This is a genomic window from Acrocarpospora phusangensis (assembly GCF_016862995.1).
Lineage (GTDB): Bacteria > Actinomycetota > Actinomycetes > Streptosporangiales > Streptosporangiaceae > Acrocarpospora > Acrocarpospora phusangensis.
Map to the genome: position 1 here is coordinate 55629 of NZ_BOOA01000007.1, position 17708 is coordinate 73336.

13 protein-coding genes are annotated in these 17708 nt (G+C 72.0%); 10 read left to right on the forward strand and 3 right to left on the reverse strand.

The window, feature by feature from the left end; translation table 11 throughout:
* Positions 1-45: 45 nt before the first annotated feature.
* The 3 genes from Aph01nite_RS06025 to Aph01nite_RS06035 all read left to right on the forward strand — a co-directional run bounded on the left by Aph01nite_RS06025 (position 46) and on the right by Aph01nite_RS06035 (position 5348).
* The gene (locus tag Aph01nite_RS06025; RefSeq protein WP_204039741.1) at positions 46-1197 is read left to right on the forward strand and encodes an exonuclease SbcCD subunit D; all 1152 of its coding nucleotides are present in this window, start codon (positions 46-48) and stop codon (positions 1195-1197) included.
* Positions 1197-3950 carry an AAA family ATPase gene (locus Aph01nite_RS06030; protein WP_204039742.1) on the forward strand — a complete coding sequence of 918 codons (2754 nt, stop codon included), beginning with the start codon at positions 1197-1199 and terminating at the stop codon, positions 3948-3950. The genes Aph01nite_RS06025 and Aph01nite_RS06030 overlap by 1 nt, the downstream gene beginning before the upstream one ends.
* A gap of 417 nt (positions 3951-4367) precedes the next feature.
* Positions 4368-5348 carry a hypothetical protein gene (locus Aph01nite_RS06035; protein ID WP_204039743.1) on the forward strand — a complete coding sequence of 327 codons (981 nt, stop codon included), beginning with the start codon at positions 4368-4370 and terminating at the stop codon, positions 5346-5348.
* On the opposite strand, the gene Aph01nite_RS06040 is transcribed toward Aph01nite_RS06035, so the two are convergent.
* The 3 genes from Aph01nite_RS06040 to Aph01nite_RS06050 form a co-directional block, all read right to left on the reverse strand.
* Complete coding sequence (locus Aph01nite_RS06040; protein ID WP_204039744.1) at positions 5312-7540, reverse strand: hypothetical protein; 2229 nt, start codon at positions 7538-7540, stop codon at positions 5312-5314. The genes Aph01nite_RS06035 and Aph01nite_RS06040 overlap by 37 nt on opposite strands.
* A gap of 236 nt (positions 7541-7776) precedes the next feature.
* Entirely contained in the window at positions 7777-9315 is a 1539-nt protein-coding gene (locus tag Aph01nite_RS06045) for a glycoside hydrolase family 10-like protein (protein ID WP_239161423.1), read from the reverse strand.
* A 177-nt stretch (positions 9316-9492) separates the two neighbouring features.
* Complete coding sequence (locus tag Aph01nite_RS06050; RefSeq protein ID WP_204039745.1) at positions 9493-11610, reverse strand: elongation factor G-like protein EF-G2; 2118 nt, start codon at positions 11608-11610, stop codon at positions 9493-9495.
* Between the two features lie 214 nt (positions 11611-11824).
* Between Aph01nite_RS06050 and pgsA the strand changes: the two genes are divergently transcribed.
* From pgsA to pdxT, 7 genes are all read left to right on the forward strand, one after another.
* Positions 11825-12433 carry a phosphatidylinositol phosphate synthase gene (pgsA, locus tag Aph01nite_RS06055; protein ID WP_204039746.1) on the forward strand — a complete coding sequence of 203 codons (609 nt, stop codon included), beginning with the start codon at positions 11825-11827 and terminating at the stop codon, positions 12431-12433.
* A complete protein-coding gene (locus Aph01nite_RS06060) occupies positions 12420-13346 on the forward strand; it encodes a phosphatidylinositol mannoside acyltransferase (RefSeq protein WP_204039747.1) in 927 nt (308 codons plus the stop codon). Before pgsA ends, Aph01nite_RS06060 begins: the two co-directional genes overlap by 14 nt.
* Positions 13343-14473, forward strand: coding sequence for a glycosyltransferase family 4 protein (locus tag Aph01nite_RS06065; protein ID WP_204039748.1), 1131 nt, complete (start codon positions 13343-13345; stop codon positions 14471-14473). Before Aph01nite_RS06060 ends, Aph01nite_RS06065 begins: the two co-directional genes overlap by 4 nt.
* On the forward strand, positions 14470-14997 hold the full coding sequence (locus Aph01nite_RS06070; protein WP_204039749.1) for a hypothetical protein: 528 nt from the start codon (positions 14470-14472) through the stop codon (positions 14995-14997). Before Aph01nite_RS06065 ends, Aph01nite_RS06070 begins: the two co-directional genes overlap by 4 nt.
* A 90-nt stretch (positions 14998-15087) precedes the next feature.
* Positions 15088-16092 (forward strand): DUF3048 domain-containing protein, encoded by a 1005-nt coding sequence (locus tag Aph01nite_RS06075; RefSeq protein WP_204039750.1) that lies wholly within the window; start codon positions 15088-15090, stop codon positions 16090-16092.
* Positions 16093-16204: 112 nt separating this feature from the next.
* Entirely contained in the window at positions 16205-17107 is a 903-nt protein-coding gene (gene pdxS, locus Aph01nite_RS06080) for a pyridoxal 5'-phosphate synthase lyase subunit PdxS (RefSeq protein ID WP_275418625.1), read from the forward strand.
* A 16-nt stretch (positions 17108-17123) separates the two neighbouring features.
* The gene (gene pdxT, locus Aph01nite_RS06085; RefSeq protein WP_204039854.1) at positions 17124-17708 is read left to right on the forward strand and encodes a pyridoxal 5'-phosphate synthase glutaminase subunit PdxT; all 585 of its coding nucleotides are present in this window, start codon (positions 17124-17126) and stop codon (positions 17706-17708) included.

Genomic DNA, 17708 nt, shown 5'->3' on the forward strand with positions numbered 1-17708 from the left:
CAGGTCCGCAGGAAGCCCGCCCGACAGCGCCATGACAGGAGTCCGATGAAGATCCTTCACACCGCCGACTGGCATGTGGGCAAGGTGCTCAAGGGGCGCGGCCGGATCGACGAGCACAGGGCGGTGCTGCGGGAGCTGGTGGGGATCGCGCGGAGCGAGGACGTGGACGCGGTGATCGTGGCCGGGGACCTGTTCGACACCTCCGCGCCCACGCCGGAGGCGCAGGCCCTGGTCATGCCCGCCCTGATGGCGCTCAGGGAGGACGGCCGCCAGGTGGTGGTGCTGGCGGGCAACCACGACAATCCGTACCTGCTGGATGTGTACCGGCCGGTGCTGGGGGCGCTGGGCATTCACGTGCTGGGCACGTTCCGGCGGCCCGACGGCGGCGGGGTGATCACGTTCACGGCGCGGTCCGGCGAGCCGGTGCGGCTGGCGGTGCTGCCGTTCCTGTCCCACCGGCACGTGGTCCGCGCCGCCGAGGCGCTGACCGAGACCGCGGCCGAGCACAACCGCGGCTACGCCGAACGGTTCGGCCAGCTCGCGTCGGCGCTGACCGCCGGATTCACGCCCGACACCGTGAACCTGGTGACCACGCACGGAACCCTGCCGGGAGGGAAGTTCGGCGGCGGCGAGCGTGAGGCGCAGTCGATCTTCTCCTACTACTTCGAGGCCACCGCCTTCCCTTCCACCACCCAGTACGCGGCCCTCGGCCACCTCCACCGCCGCCAGCAGATGCCCGGCCCCTGCCCGATCTGGTACAGCGGATCGCCCCTCGCGGTCGATTTCGGCGAGGAACGCAACACGCCGGGCGTGCTGCTGGTCACCGTCGAGCCCGGCAGCCCGGCCGTGGTCCGCGAGGTGGCGATCACGTCGGCCCGGCAGCTGGCCACCGTGACCGGCACGCTCGGCGAGCTGGAGGCGATGGCCGCCGACCTGGCCGGAGCCTGGCTGCGGGTGATCGTGGCCGAGAAGCCCCGGCCCGGGCTGGCCGACATCGTGAGGGAACTGCTGCCCGATGCGCTCCAAGTCGACCTGCACGAGCAGTTCCGGCCCACCCAGGCCAGACGCCGGGACAGTTCCGGCGCGGCCTCACGTGGGCCACGGGACCTGTTCCGCGACTATCTCGGCGCCACCGGACGCGACGATCCCCGGGTCGCGGCCCTCTTCGACCGCCTGCACGACGAGGTGACCAGCTGATGCGCCCGATCCGGCTCTACCTGGAGAACTTCGGCAGCTTCCGCGAACCGGTGGAGGTGGACTTCGCCGACGTCGACTACTTCGCCCTGGTGGGGGCCACCGGCTCCGGCAAGAGCACCGTGATCGACGCCATCTGCTTCGCCCTGTACGGGACCGTCCCCCGCTGGGGCAAGGAGAACGTGGTCGCGTACGCGCTGGCGCCGTCCGCGACGTCGGGCCGGGTGGCTCTGGTCTTCGAGGTGTCCGGGCGTCGGCACGGTGTCGTACGGACCCTGCTGCGGGACGCCAGGAACAGCGTGCGCACGAAGGAGGCCAGGCTCGACGAGCTCGATCCCGCCGTGCCGCCCGCGTCGCCGATGGCCGATCTGCTGGCCGGGGTGCGAAACGCGGTGGCCGAAGGCGAGAACGTCTCGGCCGAGGTGCAGCACATCACCGGGCTCGAATACAAGTTCTTCACCCAGTGCGTGGTGCTCCCGCAGGGCCGCTTCGCCGAGTTCCTCCACGCCCAGCCGCGCGAACGCCAGGACCTCCTGGTCCAGTTGCTGGACGCCGACGTCTACGAGCGCATCCGGCAGCGGGCCGTCCGCGAGGAGGACACGGCACGGCAGCACGCCACCTTCGCCCGCAACGAGCTCGACCGCCTGGCCGGAGCCGACGAAGCGGCCGAACAGGCCGCCGCCGCGCGCTTCGAGGCGCTGAAGGAGCTGGCCGCCCGCCTGGGCGACGACCTGACGGCGCTCACCGCCCACGACGAGACCGTGCGCCGGCTCCAGGAGGAGCAGCAGGCCGCTGCGGGCGCCCTGGCCACGCTGACGCGGCTGTCCATGCCCGCCGACGTCCCCGGCCTGGCCGACGGCCTGCGCGCCGCAGAGGACGCGGTACGCGCGGCGGCGGCCGACGTCGCGGCCCTGGAGGAGCAGGAGCAACAGGCCGAACGCCGCCTCACCGACCTGGGCGACCGGTCGGCGCTGGGCGATCGCGCCAACCTCCTGGAGCACTACCTCCGCGTCGCCGCCCAGGAGGCCCAGGCGCGCGCCGACGCCGACCGCGCCGCGGCGGCCCTCCCCGCGCTCATCGAACGCACCGCGACGGCGGAACGCGCCCTGGCCGACGCCGAGCGGGCCCGCGACCGACTCCGCACCGCGCACGCCGGCGCCGAGGTGGCCCACAGCATCGTCGTCGGCGAGCCCTGCCCGGCTTGCCTGCGCCCCGTGACCGAGCTTCCGCACCACCCCGCCCTCGCGGGCCTGGGGGCCGCCGAGAACGCCGTCAGATCCGCCCGCAAACACGCCGAGGACGCCCGTACCCACCACGGCAAGGCCACCGCCGAAGCCGACCTCCTCACCCGCCACGCCACCACCCTCACCACCGAGGTGTCCGCCCTCCTCCGCCAGGTCGCCGCGGAAGGTACGCGAACGGGAGAATCGGTGCGCGCGGCAGCCGCAAGACCCACGCGTGACGATCACGCGGGGACATCGCCGCAGGACGATTCGTCCCCACCCCAGCGGACCGGCCCGGCGTCAACGACCTCACCTGCGGGGGATACGCGGGCCGGGGAAGCGGCGCGTCCGGCGGTGGAAGGCACCCGAGCCGACCGGACGGAGGGCAGGACCGGAAGGGCGGGGGATACGCGGATCGCGGAAGCGGCGCGCGCGGCGGACGGCGTCCAGATCGACGCGATGGAGGGTGCGCGGATACGGGAGGCGGTGCGGGAGGAACTCGCGGAGATCGGGGGACGGCTACAGGCGTTTGACGTGGCCGGTGGGCAGGTGACGGCCGCGCGGCAGCGGACCCGGCAGGGGAGGGCGGCGCTGGCGGCGGCCGAGCGGACCGCGAGCGGGCTGGGCGGGCGTGCGGACAGGGCGTGGCGGGAGCTGGAGGCGGCCCGGGACACGGTGGCCGTGTTCAGGCCGCCGCCGGTGGAGCGGGCCGATCTGCACCGGGGCTGGTCGGCGCTGCTGGAGTGGCGCGATCAGGCGGCGGGTGCCGAGCGGGAGGCGGGGCGCGCGCGGGAAGAGCGGCTCACCGAGGCGCGGCGGGCCCGGGACGCGGAACGCGAAGGGCTGGTGGCCAGGCTCGCGGAGTACGAGCTGGTGGTGCCGCCGGACTTCACGCCGATGCGGATCGGACAGGCCCTGGCCACCACGGTGGCTCAGGCGGAGAGCCGCCTGGAACGGGTCAGGGAGGCCAGGGAGCGGGCCGAACAGCTCGCCGAACAGGTCGCGGACCGGGAGGAGGAGGCCAGAGTCGCGCACGAGCTGTCCCTGCTGCTGCGGGCCAACCAGTTCGAACGCTGGCTGTGCGCGGAAGCGCTGGAACTCCTCGTCGCCGCCGCCTCCGACACCCTGCGGGCACTCTCCGACGGCCAGTACGAACTCGTCCTGGGCGGCAAAGGCGAGATCGAAGTGGTCGACTACGCCGAAGCCGGCATGCGGCGCAACGCCCGTACCCTCTCCGGCGGCGAGACCTTCCAGGCGGCCCTCGCCCTGGCGCTCGCCCTCTCCGACCAGGTCGCCGGCCTGGCCGCCGCTGCCGCCCGCAGCCTCGACTCCATCTTCCTCGACGAGGGCTTCGGCACCCTCGACCCCGCCACCCTCGACACCGTCGCCGCCACCCTGGAACGCCTAGCCGCCGGCCAGGAACGCATGATCGGCGTCGTCACCCACGTCCCCGCCCTCGCCGACCGCGTCCCGGTACGCTACGAGATCACCCGAGACCAGACCGGCTCCCACGTCCAAAGGACCACCCGATGACCCCCACCCCACCGTCCCCGGCCCGGAAAGCAACCGAATGACCCCCGCCCCGCATCTCTCGGCCCCCTTCCCGAATCCGCCGGGCCCGGCAGTCGCCCAGAGGACCGGAGATGCGAGCGCCACCCTGGATCCGCCTAGCTCGGCCACGTCACGGGGGAGTGCGTCTCTGGGTCCGCTCAGCCGGGCGGTCGTGAGCGCCGCTCTGGATCCGTGTAGGTCGGCCATGTCAGGGGGGAGTGCGTCTCTGGGTCCGCTTAGCCGGGCGGTCGTGAGCGCCGGTCGGGATCTGCGTGGACTGGCTACATTCCGGGGGAGCGCCATCCGGCACCCGCTGAGCCCGGCAGCCGTGCGGAGGGCTGGACGTGCCGGTGATGTCGCGAATATGTGTGGTTCGGCTTTTTTCGCGGGGACTGCTGGATGAGCACAACACTGCGGCGGCCCGGGTTCACTGTCGATCCCTGGGATCCCGGCTACGCGGCGGCGGTCGCGGTCGAGGCGATGGCCGAGCTTGAGGGCAGTTCGGCCGAGCTTGATCTGGAGGTGGAGGTTCCCGCCGATCAGTGGCGGCCGGTCACGCCCGCGCCGGGGACCAGTGTGCCCAAGGTGCTGCTGGTCGCCGACGGGGTGCGCAGGATCGACGCTCGGGTGTGGGTGGACGGCGCGCCGGGGGAGATGCCGGTGGCCGGGATCGCGGCGTCGTACGCTGCGGGGATTGTGCGGTGTGTCCCGGGTGGTGACACGCCCGCGACACTCGCGGCCGTCGAGGTGCGGCGGGCGCTGTTCAGTTCGGCGCCGAGTGCGCCGGAGGCGGTAACCCCGCTGGCTGTCTACGAGGCTGAGCAGAGTGGCGACGGCGGGCTCGACGACCTGTCGCTGGCGTTGCAGCGCCGCCTGACCGAGCTTGAAGTGATCCTCGCGACCAACTACCGCGCCGAATCGGGTGAGGACGATCTGCTGCTCGTGGACGGTCCCCTGCGCGGCCGTACCCACCTGCCCAGAACCGTTGGGTATGTGAAGACGCACCACACCTCGTACCTGCCGAAGCCGCAGGCGGCCGTGGTGCCCGCGCTGACCACCGGCCAGCGCACGCCGGTCTTCCGGATGGGCACCAGCTGGCAGCGCCACGCCTGGTACGTCAAACTCCCCGTCCGGTCCCGGGCGCCCTGGGCGGGTATCGCCCGCTGCGAGGCCGGAGCCGACCTCACCGGCCCCCAGGCCGCCGCCCTCGCCGACGCGATCACCCTCGTCCTGCCCTCCATGGCCGGGGTCGACTACAAAGATCCCCGCGCCCCGCAGAACCTGGTCCCGATCGGCGGCCTGGAGAAACTACTCCGCCACCGCCTCGGCGACCCCGCCCTCCTCTACCGAGCCCTACGCGCGGCAGCCGCCGGATCCTGATCCGCCGGGCCGCCCTCATCGTCAACCGACTCGTGGCCGGGGTCCTGGTCGGAGTCGTGGCTCGAGTCGGGGCCGAGTGGTTGGCCGGGGTCGAGTTGGAGGGCGCGGATGCCGGCGCTGAGGACCAGGGGGACGGCCAGGGCGAGGGCCATGGAGAGGACGGCGGCGCCCGAGTCGTTGACGAGCATGCCCACGACACCGCTGACCAGCGCTCCCAGCAGGCCCGCCTTGAGCATGGGCGCCCGTTCGAAGGCCACCGGCAGGACTCCGGCCGTGGCCGCTCCCGGGCGGAACAGGGCGAAGACGAGGAAGCCGAAGGCGGCCAGGACGACCGGCATCAGGTTGGGGCTGAGCAGGGTGTGGAGCATCGCCTCCAGTTTGCGGGTGATCACCGGGAGGAAGGTGCCGTCGATGACCTGGCCGACGAAGCGGCCGAGATGGGTCTGGGAGGCGGGCGGGCGGCGGTAGTCGAGGTACGCGATGGCCATCACGACGACGCCCCCGGCCACGCAGAAGGCGGCCAGCTTGAGGATCGAGACCCGCCGGCCGGCGACGATCAGGGTGGCCACCGCGATGCCGGGCACGAACGCGATCACGCCGCCGAAGTCGCTGCCGACGCCGGGCCAGCCGTCCAGGACCATGGCGAAGACGCCCAGGCTGGCGACCAGGGCGACGGCGGTGCGGCGGCGCCCGCGCCGTACGAGGGAGTCCGCGGCGGCGGTGGCGACGAGCAGGACAGCGGTGGCGAGCAGGGCGAACGGGATGTTGCCGAGGCCGTAGTAGCGGGCGCCGACCACGCCGGTGTAGCCCATCACGCTGTTGAGCTGCAGGGTGGTGCCGGTGAGCAGGTCCCCGAGGAGGACGGCCGCCGTGACGCCGGACACGACGCCGAGCGGCAGCAGGATGTTCTCGGGCGAGCGGGATCGCAGCCGGGGCGCGCCCAGGGCGAGCGACGCGAGGGCCAGGGCGATGAGGACGATGGCGGCGGCCAGGGTGACGGTCGGAGCGCCGGCGTAGGCCCACGGGGTGAGGTTGGCGAGGTAGGTGGCGGCCGGGATGGAGGCGAGCGCGACCGCCGCCACCCGTACTCCGGCCAGGCCCTTGCGGCGGCGGAGCAGGAAGAAGGCGGAGGCGTAGAACAGCACCTGCAGGACGGCCAGGCAGGTGAAGAACACGCCGCCCATGTCGCGGATGGTCTGCCCGGCCACGTCGGCCGTGCGGAGCCGCTCGGCCGCGTCCGCCAGCGCGATCGGCTCCCCGGGGTTCCAGCCCTGCCCGATGGCCGTCGCCGGGACGTCCGAGGCGGGACGACCGGCGGCCAGGAACAGGCTCGTCGTCAGGTCGGGCAGGATCACCATGTCGTCGCGGTGGGTGGAGGCCGCCCCCAGCAGCCGCGTGCCCGCGACCGAGCCCGGCGCCAGCCCCGAGGTCTCCGGGGTGCGCATCATGGCCACCCGCAGGTGCGGCACCAAGCCATGGTCGGACAGCCCGGCCAGGAGCACCGTCGTCTCCGGGCGCAGCCCGTTCAGCACGGCCCCCACCTGGGCGTCGGCCGCCCGCACCGCCGCCCGCCGATCGTCGGCGGACAGCTTCTCCGCCGTCCTGGTCAGCTTCTCGCCATCCAGGTACGGCCGGACCAGCGTGTCCACATCCACCGCGAGCACGTCGCACCGGTTCCAGTCCGAGACCCGGTCCACCGAGGGCTCGTAGAAGGAGACCGCGCCCGTCTCGTCGGACAGGGCCAGCGCCGCGCCGGCCCCCACCGCGAACGTGCACCCGCCCGAACGGGTGATCTGGCCGACCGTGCCCGCTGTGGGCACGCCCGCGACGGAGGCGAACCAGCCGAACTCGCGCAGCGCGGGCCGCGCCCCGGTGGTCTCCGGTTCGGGGGAGAGCCCGCAGCGGGAGCCCACCGCGGAGCGCACGCCCGCCGAGACGGTCAGCCAGCCGTCGTACGGGCAGGTGGTGGTGCCGACGGCGCGAACCGAGAGGGAGCCGACGGCGCTCTGCCCGGCCAGCCGCCACAGATTGGGCGTGTCGGCGGCGCTGACGTCGCGCCACATCAAGCCGGGCACCCCGATGAGCGCGACCCGCGCCTCCTCGGCGCCCTCCGCTCGGGCCGGTGCCGTGAAGAACAGGCCGGACACGATGCCGAACAACATGACGGCCAGCCCGACCAGCGCGCGCCTCACCGAATGACCTCCCCGGACTCATGAACGGCAAGGGGCACCGTAGGGGCTGGGCACCCCCGCCGTCCAGGCGAAGCGCGAGACCACCGACCGCCCCGAGGCCAACGACAGACAGCCGGGACCCGCCGGGACGCGTGAGACCCGCCGAGAACGGGAGGCCGTCGGCGATCACGGACCCGCCAGGCCCCCGCGAGCCTCGGTGAGGCCCGCCGGGAACATGGAGGCGGGCGAGCGTGGCGTTAAGGGAGCGTGATTCTTGTGCTGGTCGCTGCGCTCTCGTTGTGCAGGCGGTCGAGTGCGGTCACGTGGAATACCCCGCCCGTCTTGAACTGGTACGCCGGGCTGCCGCTCGCCGGGACCACCGCGACCAGGTTGCGCCCGTCGGTCGCGCACTGGTCCGGCTGCGCGGTCCGGTACACGGCGTACGCCCGCGCTCCCGGCTGCGCGGCCCACACCAGCTTGCCGCCGGAGGCCCGCAGGCCCGAGGGCGTGGACGGGGTGCCCTTCGGCATGCTCCTGATCAGCGGCAGCAGTGCCGGACGGGCGTAGTGCTCGGCCGACAGCCGGTCCATCACGTCGAGGGGGTTGCGCTTGACCTCCTTGGCGCTGAAGAAGACATCCCCCTTCACCTCCGGATATTTCTGGTTTAGCGTGAGATGCGCCGGCATCTCGCCCGGCTTGGACCAGGCCCCCCCGGACCCCACCTGGTACAGCGCCTGCCCGATGTACAGATCCACGCCCGAGCCCCGGACCGCCTTCGCCCACCACGGCACCAGCGCCTTGTAGTCGGCGATCGCCAGCCCGCGCGGCCAGTAGATCTGCGGGATCAGATAGTCCACCGTCCGCGCCTTGATCCACGCCTTCGCATCCGCATAAATCTGGTCATATGCAGACATGCCGCGCGTGTTCGACCCGGCCGGGTCCTCGGACTTGTTGCGCCAGATCCCGAACGGGCTGATCCCGAACTTCACGTACGGCTTGGTGCCGCGCACCGCCTTCGACACCTGCGCGACGAGCTTGTTGACGTTGTCCCGCCGCCACGCGCCCAGCTTCCTGCCGTCCCCGTAGCGCCGGAAGGCCGCCGAGTCGGCGAACTCCGACCCGCCCCCCGGGTACGGGTAGAAGTAGTCGTCGAAGTGGATCCCGTCCACGTCGTACCGCCGGACCACGTCCGTGATCACGCGGGTGACGTGGTCGCGCACCTGCGGCAGCCCCGGGTTGTAGTACAGCCGCCCCTCGTGCTTGACCGTCCACTCCGGATGCACCCGCGCCGGATGCCCGGCCGGCAGCTTCCCGACCTTGTCGTCGTACGCGGCCCGGTACGGGTTGAACCAGGCGTGGAACTCCAGCCCCCGGCGGTGCGCCTCCTCGATCAGGAACGGCAGCGGGTCCCACCCGGGGTCGCCTCCCGGCGTGCCGGTCAGGAACTGCGACCACGGCTCCAGATCGGACCGGTAGACGGCGTCGGAGGCGGGCCGCACCTGGAGGAAGATCGCGTTGAAGTTGCGCCGGACGGCCGTGTCCAGCAACTTCACGTACTCGCTGCGCTGGCGCGCCGGGCTGAGCCCGGCCTTGGACGGCCAGTCCAGGTTGTGCACGGTGGCGATCCACATGCCCCGCAGCTGGCGCTTGGAGGTCCCCTCGGGGACCGCGCAGCCCGCCGCTGCGGTGGGAACGTTCCCGGCCGCGCCGGTCTCCGGCGTCAGCGCCCAGGCCACCGAGGCCGCGGACGCGACGACGGTCGCGACGGCGAGCACCTGACCCACTTGACGTTTCACTGAGCTCACGAAGCCTCCCGAGAGAACGGCTCCTCAGTGTCGCATCGGCTTGGGGATGCTTTGGCCGGAAAACAGAAATCGATTCGTGATGCGCATGTGACTGAAGACACGTAACGCGAGATGCCCGAGCGCCGCCCGCGTGAAACGGGCGGCGCCCGGGATCCCCTTTATGGACTGCTATTCCGCAGCGCTCGCCACCTTGTCGGCCAGGTGGGAGGGCAGCGGCTCGTACCGCAGGAAGCCGCGGTGGAACGACCCGGTTCCGTGCGACATCGAACGTAGATCTATCGCGTAGCGGGTGATCTCCAGTTCGGGCACCTCGGCCCGGACCAGGGTGCGCCCGGTGCCGACGGCCTCGGTGCCGAGCACCCGCCCGCGCCGGGAGGACAGGTCCGACATGACGGCGCCCACGTACTCGTCGGCGACGAGCACCGAGACCTCGTCCACCGGCTCCAGCAGCAGCGCCGGGACCTTGGCGGCGGCCTCCCGCAGGGCCAGCTGCCCGGCGATCTGGAAGGCCATGTCGGAGGAGTCGACCGAGTGGGCCTTGCCGTCGTACAGGGTGACGCGGATGTCGACCATCGGGTAGCCGGCGACCACGCCGCGGTCCATCTGGGCCCGCACGCCCTTCTCCACCGACGGGATGAACTGGCGCGGCACCACACCGCCGACGATCTTGTCCACGAACTCGAAGCCGCCGCCGGACGGCAGCGGCTCCACCTCGACGTGGCAGACCGCGTACTGCCCGTGCCCGCCGGTCTGCTTCACGTTGCGGCCCATGCCCTGGGCCCGCCCGCCGAACGTCTCGCGCAGCGGCACCCGCAGCTCGATCTTCTCGACCTCGACGCCGTGCCGCTTGGCCAGCCGGTCCAGCAGCACGTCGGCGTGGGCCTCGCCCATGCACCACAGCACCAGCTGCCGGGTCTCGGCGTTGTTCTCCAGCCGCAGCGTCGGGTCCTCGGCCACCAGCCGGGACAGCGCCTGCGACATCTTGTCCTCGTCGGCCTTGGACTTGGCCCGGATCGCCACCGGCAGCAGCGGCTCCGGCATCTCCCAGGGCGTCATCAGCAGCGGCCGGTCCTTGTCCGACAGCGTGTCGCCGGTCTCGGCGTGGGCGAGCTTGGCGACCACGCAGACGTCCCCGGCCACGCACTTGGGCACGGGCCGCTGGGTCTTGCCGAGCGGCGAGGTGAGCGCGCCGATGCGCTCGTCCAGGTCGTGCTCGCGGTCCGGCACGTGCCCGGAGACGTGCACGGTCATGTCCGGGCGGAGCGTGCCGGAGAAGACCCGGACCAGGCTGATCCGTCCCACGTACGGATCGGAGGTGGTCTTCACCACCTCCGCCACCAGCGGCCCGTCGGGGTCGCAGACCGGTACCCTGACCGCCTTGCCGTCCAGCGTGGTGATCTCGGGCAACCGGTGCTCGGGCGGGCAGGGGAAGCCCTGCGTGACCACTTCCAGCAGCTCCAGCAGTCCCACCCCGGGCGCGGTGGCCAGCACCGGGTAGAAGGTGGCGCGCGCGACCGCCTTCTCCAGGTCGTCGATGAGGACCTTGGTGTCGATCTCCTCCCCGGAGAGGTACCGGTCCATGAGGGACTCGTCCTCGCTCTCCTGGATGATCCCCTCGATCAGCTCGCCGCGGTACTGCTCGACCAGCTCCAGCTGGTCGGCATCGGGCTCCCGTTCGGTACGGCTGCCGCCCGAGTAGTCGAAGAACCGCTGCGAGAGCAGCCCGAGCAGCCCGTTCCCGTCCACCGGGAGGTACAGGGGGGCGACCCCGTCGCCGAAGGCGTCCTGGCAGGAGGCGAGCACCTCGTCGAAGTTGGCCCGCTGATGGTCGATCTTGGTGATGACGACCGCGCGCGGCATGCCCACGCTCGCGCACTCGTCCCAGAGCATGCGGGTCAGCCCGTCGATGCCCTCGGCGGCCGAGACCACGAACAGGGCGGCGTCCGCCGCCCGCAGCCCGGCCCGCAGGTCGCCCACGAAGTCGGCGTAGCCCGGCGTGTCCAGCAGGTTGATCTTGATTCCGTTGTGGACCACGGGAGCCAGGGACAGGTTGACCGAGCGCTGCTGCCGCACTTCGACCTCGTCGAAGTCGCTCACCGTGGTGCCGTCCTCGACCCGGCCCGCGCGCTGGATGGTGCCCGTGGCCGCCAGCAGCGCCTCCACCAGGGTCGTCTTGCCCGCTCCGGAGTGGCCGACCAGCACGACATTGCGCACCATGTCCGGCCGATCGGCCGTGGGTGCCCTGCCCGCGGCCCCTGATGTCCCTCCGCTAACTCTTTCCGCCACATCGCCTCCCGGGTCTGAGAAGGTCGCGAGCGATCGTTCCGGCCGTGCCGTGACGCGTGCGCAGCCGGAGCGGCCGCCCCCGGCCGCAGCTTCGCGCCCTTCCGCACCCCCGGTACTTCAGGCGCGTGTAACCCACCCTTTACCGATGTGCCCCAGATCACAAGACCCTACCTGGGATTGTGGGTCTGCCCTTATGCCCTACGATCGGACCGCGATGCTGAACGTCCTACGCCCCGTGATCGCCCGAGTCATGACCCCGCTGGGCCGGGTGCTGGCCAAGCACGGCGTCTCGCCGAACGCGATCACCGCGATCGGGACCGTGGGGACGGTCGCCGCCGCGCTCTGGTTCTACCCGCGCGGGCAGCTGGTCTTGGGCACGCTGGTCATCACCTTCTTCGTCTTCGCCGACATGCTGGACGGCGTGCTCGCCCGGCTCACCGGCAGCGGCTCCACCTGGGGCGCGTTCCTCGACTCGACCCTCGACAGGCTCGGCGACGCCGGCATCTTCTCCGGGCTGATCATCTATTTTGTCCTGTTTGACCAGTTTATCCTCGCGGCCGCCGGGCTCTTCTGCCTGGTTTCCGGGACGCTGGTGTCGTACGCGCGAGCCCGCGCGGAAGGGCTCGGCCTGACCGCCAACGTGGGCATCGCCGAACGCGGCGAGCGGCTGCTGGTCGTGCTGGTGGCGGCCTTCCTGGACGGGCTCGGCGTGCCGTACGTGCTGGCGGCGGCGCTCTGGGTGCTGGCGGTGGCCAGCGCGGTCACGGTCGGCCAGCGGATGGTCAACGTCTACCGACAGGCGGTCGCGCATGACGCTCGCTGACCGGATCGTCGCGGCCTGCTACACGGCGGGCTGGTCCCTGGTCAAGTTCCTCCCCGAACCCGTCGCGGCCAGGCTGTTCCAGGCCATCGCCGACCTGATGTGGCGCCGCAGGGGCAAGCCGGTGCTCCGGCTGGAGTCCAACCTGGCCCGGGTGACCGGCCGGGAGGCGGGCGATCCGTACCTGCGGCAGCTGGCCAGGCAGGGCCTGCGCTCCTACTTCCGCTACTGGAAGGAGGTGTTCCGCCTGCCCGCCATGGACCCGCGCCACGTGGTGGCGGGACACCACGTCATCGGCGAGGAGAACATCTTCGGCGCCCTCGCGGCCGGGCGCGGCGTGGTGATCGCGCTCCCGCACATGGGCAACTGGGACGCCGCCGGCACCTGGCTGATCGGCAGCGGCCACCCCTTCACGACGGTGGCCGAGCGGCTCAAGCCCGAGACGCTGTTCGAGCGGTTCGTCGCCTTCCGCGAGGGACTCGGCATGGAGGTGCTGCCCCTCACCGCCAAGGGCGGCGGCACCGCGCACGCCTTCGGCACCCTGGCCAAGCGGCTGCGCGAGGGCAAGCCGGTGGCGCTGCCCGCCGAGCGCGACCTGACCGCGACCGGCGTGGAGGTCGACTTCTTCGGCGCGCGGACCCGGATGGTGGCCGGGCCCGCCCTGCTGGCCGTCCAGACGGGCGCGGCGCTGGTGCCGGCCATCCTCTGGTTCGAGGGCGACGGCTGGGGCCTGCGGCTGCACGAGGAGATCCCCGTCCCGGCCGAGGGCACCCGGCAGGAGAAGGCGGCCGTGATGACGCAGAGCCTGGCCGGCGTCTTCGAGAAGGGCATCGCCGAGCACCCGGAGGACTGGCACATGCTCCAGCGCCTCTGGCTCGAAGACCTGGAACCCCGGGAATCACGGGAAACCCCGTGAGGATCGGCATCGTCTGTCCCTATCTGTGGGATGTGCCCGGGGGAGTGCAGGCGCACGTCCGGGACCTGGCGGAGGCGCTGATCGAGGACGGGCACCGGGTCTCGGTGATCGCCCCGGCGAGCGACGACGCGCCGCTGCCCGCGTACGTGGTGTCGGCGGGGCGGGCGGTGCCGGTGCCGTACAACGGGTCGGTGGCCCGGCTGACGTTCGGGTTCCTGTCCGCCAACCGGGTGCGGAAGTGGATCAGGGAGGGCCGGTTCGACGTGCTGCACGTCCACGAGCCGGCCGTGCCGTCTATCGGGGTGCTGGCCTGCTGGGTGGCGCGCGGCCCCATCGTGGCCACCTTCCACGCCTCCTACCAGCGCTCCCGGGCCATGTCGGTGGCCGCGCCGATGCTGCAGAGCGCGCTGGAGAAGATCACCGGCAGGATCGCGGTCTCGGACGCGGCCCGCAAGACGCTGGTCGAGCACCTGGGCGGCGACGCCGTGCTGATCCCCAACGGCGTCACCGTCGGCCGCTACGCCGAGGCCGAGCCGCTGCCCGGCTGGGGCCCGGACGGCGGCGTGATCGGATTCCTGGGGCGCATGGACGAGCCGCGCAAGGGCCTGCCGGTGCTGCTGGAGGCCTTCGCGAAGCTGGCCCCGGAACGCCCGGGGCTGCGGCTGATGGTGGCCGGGCCCGGCGACGCCGACGACGTCTACGCGCGCGTGCCCCGGGACCTGCACGACAGGGTCGGCCTGCTCGGCCTGGTCAGCGAGGCCGACAAGGTCCGCGCCTACCACTCGGTGGACATCTTCTGCGCGCCCAACCTGGGCGGCGAGAGCTTCGGCATCGTGCTCACCGAGGCCATGTCGGCGGGCGCGCCCATCCTGGCCAGCGACATCCCCGCGTTCCGGCGGGTGCTCGGCGACGGCCAGGCGGGCGCGCTGTTCGCCACCGGCGACGCGGCCGCCCTGGCCCGCGAGGCGGCCCGGATGCTCGACGACCAGGCGCTGCGGGCCAAGCTCTCGGCCGAGGCCCGGCTCGCGGTCCGCAAGTACGACTGGTCCACGGTCGCCCGCGACGTGCTCCGCGTGTACGAGACCGTGGTCGGGGCGCCCGTCAGCGTGGAGGACGACCCGCTATGACCACCACGGTCATCCTCGTCGTGGGCACCATCGTGCTGCTCACGGCCGTCTACATCTCCTGGCGGGCCGGGCGCCTGGACCGGCTGCACATCCGCCTGGAGACCGCCCAGGCCGCCCTGGACGCGGCGCTGCTGCGCCGCTCGGCGGTCTGCCTGGAGCTGGCGGGCTCCCGGCTGCTGGACCCGGCCACCTCGCTGGTGCTGGCCGCCGCCGCGCACGAGGCCCGCACCGCCGGGCCGGACGAGCGCGAGCACGCCGAGAGCGACCTCTCGCGGACCCTGCGCGCGGTCGTGGACCAGGAGCGCTTCCGGGAGAAGGTGCACGCGCCCGAGCTCCTGGAGGAGCTGGACAGCGCCGTCGCCAAGGTCGTCTACTCGCGGCGCTTCTACAACACCGCCGTCGGCGTCACCCGCGTCGCGCAGCGGCGCTGGCTGGCCCGCACGCTCCGGCTGGCCGGGCACACCGACTATCCGCTCTTCTTCGAGATCGACGACGCGCCCCCCGCCGCGCTGGCGGCCGAATAGCCACGTCCATAGGTGTTCGCCCACTCTGACCGATTTCCCAGCAGGTCCGGGTAAGCTCTTGCCGTTTCATATCGGGAGGAGACTGGTTCGGTGCGGGCAAAAAGGGTCATTGGTGCCGCGCTGGCGTCGGGATTGGCGCTCCTGGCCGCCGCGTGTTCCTCCGCGGAAGACCCGCCCGGCAGCGCGCCGCAGGCGGCCACCGTCAGCGAGTCGCCGGCTCCGCCGCCCGAGCATCCGTTCACCGGCATGCCCACCGCGGCCCGCCGCCCGGTGCTCGCCGTCAAGATCGAGAACACCTCCTCGGGCAAGCCCCAGATCGGCGTGGACAAGGCCGACATCGTCTACGTGGAACAGGTCGAGGGCGGCCTCACCCGGCTGATGGCGATCTTCTCCTCGCGCCTCCCCAAGGAGGTCGGCCCGGTCCGCTCGGCCCGCATCTCCGACCTGCACATCCTGCCGATGTTCGGCAAGCCCGCCCTGGCCTACTCGGGCGTGCAGACCAAGATGATCCCGTTCGTCCAGGAGGCGTCGCTGTTCGACGTCTCCGACAGCGCCGCGCCCGCCGCCTACTTCCGCTACCCGGGCAGGTACGCGCCGTACAACCTGGTGGGCACGCCGAGCAAGCTGCTGCGCAAGGCGACGAAGGCGACGAAGGCCAAGGACATCGGCTTCGTCTTCTCCGACGAGGCGCCCGCCGGGGGCACGCCGAAGAAGAGCTACAGCGTGCGCTACCCGGCCGCCCGGTTCACCTTCGCCTGGAGTGAGGCCAAGAAGCGCTGGCTGATCTGGCAGGACGGCGAGAAGGACATGGCGGCCGGCGGCGGCCAGCTCGGCGCGGCCACCGTCGTCGTGCAGTACACCAAGACCGAGCGCTCCCAGTTCCACGACGTGAACGGCAGCTACACGCCGCTGGTGCACTCCACCGGCAAGGGCACCGGGATCGTGCTGCGGGACGGCCAGGCGTACAAGGTCAACTGGGAGCGGCCCAGCGAGGAGGAGGGCACCACGTTCACGACGGCCGGCGGCGAGCGGATGACCTTCGCCCGCGGCCCGGTCTGGGTGGTCCTGGCGTCCAGGAAGCCGGTCCAGCCGTAGGACAGGTTGTCTAACTTTCCCGGGCAACCTTGACAATGTGGTACGTCCGGGAAGGCGCCACCGCGCGCCTAGGATGGAATTGTCCCGCTTACCAGCAGTGTGAGGTTTCGCCGTGTCTACCCCTGAAATCACCCCGTCCATCGGAACCGCCCGCGTCAAGCGAGGGATGGCCGAGATGCTCAAGGGTGGCGTCATCATGGACGTCGTCACCCCCGAGCAGGCGAAGATCGCCGAGGACGCGGGCGCGGTCGCGGTCATGGCGCTGGAGCGCGTGCCCGCCGACATCCGCGCGCAGGGCGGCGTGTCCCGGATGAGCGACCCCGACATGATCGACGGAATCATCGCCGCGGTGTCCATCCCGGTCATGGCCAAGGCCAGGATCGGGCACTTCGTGGAAGCCCAGGTGCTGATGTCGCTCGGCGTCGACTACATCGACGAGTCCGAGGTGCTGACCCCCGCCGACTACGCCAACCACATCGACAAGTGGCGTTTCACCGTGCCGTTCGTGTGCGGCGCGACCAACCTGGGCGAGGCGCTGCGCCGGATCACCGAGGGCGCGGCCATGATCCGCTCCAAGGGCGAGGCGGGCACCGGCGACGTCTCCAACGCGGTCACCCACATGCGCACCATCCGGGGCGAGATCAAGCGCCTCACCTCGCTGCCCGAGGACGAGCTGTACGTGGCCGCCAAGGAGCTGCAGGCGCCGTACGAGCTGGTGGCCGAGGTGGCCAAGACCGGCAAGCTGCCGGTGGTGCTGTTCACCGCGGGCGGCATCGCCACCCCCGCCGACGCCGCCATGATGATGCAGCTCGGCGCCGAGGGCGTCTTCGTCGGCTCCGGCATCTTCAAGTCCGGCAACCCGGCCGAGCGCGCCGCCGCCATCGTCAAGGCCACCACCTTCCACGACGACCCCGACGTCATCGCCAAGGTCTCCCGCGGCCTCGGCGAGGCCATGGTCGGCATCAACGTCGAGGAGATCCCGGCTCCGCACCGGCTGGCCGAGCGCGGCTGGTGACCTGCCGGTGACCCAACTGCAGAGCGACGTGAAGATCGGCGTTCTCGCCCTCCAAGGCGACGTGCGGGAACATGTGCGCGCCCTGGCCACCGCCGGCGCGGAGGGCGTTCCGGTCCGGCGGCTGGAGGAGCTCCAGGCCGTGGACGCGCTGGTGATCCCGGGCGGCGAGTCCACCACCATCTGGAAGCTCGCCGCCGCCTTCGACCTGCTCGAACCGCTCCGGGCGCGGATCAAGGAGGGCATGCCCGCGTTCGGGTCCTGCGCCGGCATGATCATGCTGGCGGACCGGATCGAGGGCGGGATCGACGGCCAGCAGACCCTCGGCGGCATCGACATGGTGGTGCGCCGCAACGCCTTCGGCCGCCAGGTGGACTCCTTCGAGGCGGACCTGGACTTCGCGGGGCGCGGGCCGTACCGTGCGGTGTTCATCCGGGCCCCGTGGGTGGAGTCGGTGGGAGCGGATGTCGAAGTGCTGGCCCGCGCTGGCGATAGGATCGTCGCGGTCCGCCACGGGCCGCTGCTCGCGACGTCCTTCCATCCGGAGCTCACCGGCGACGCGCGGGTCCATTCGTATTTCGTTGAGATGGTAAGGGAGCTCTAG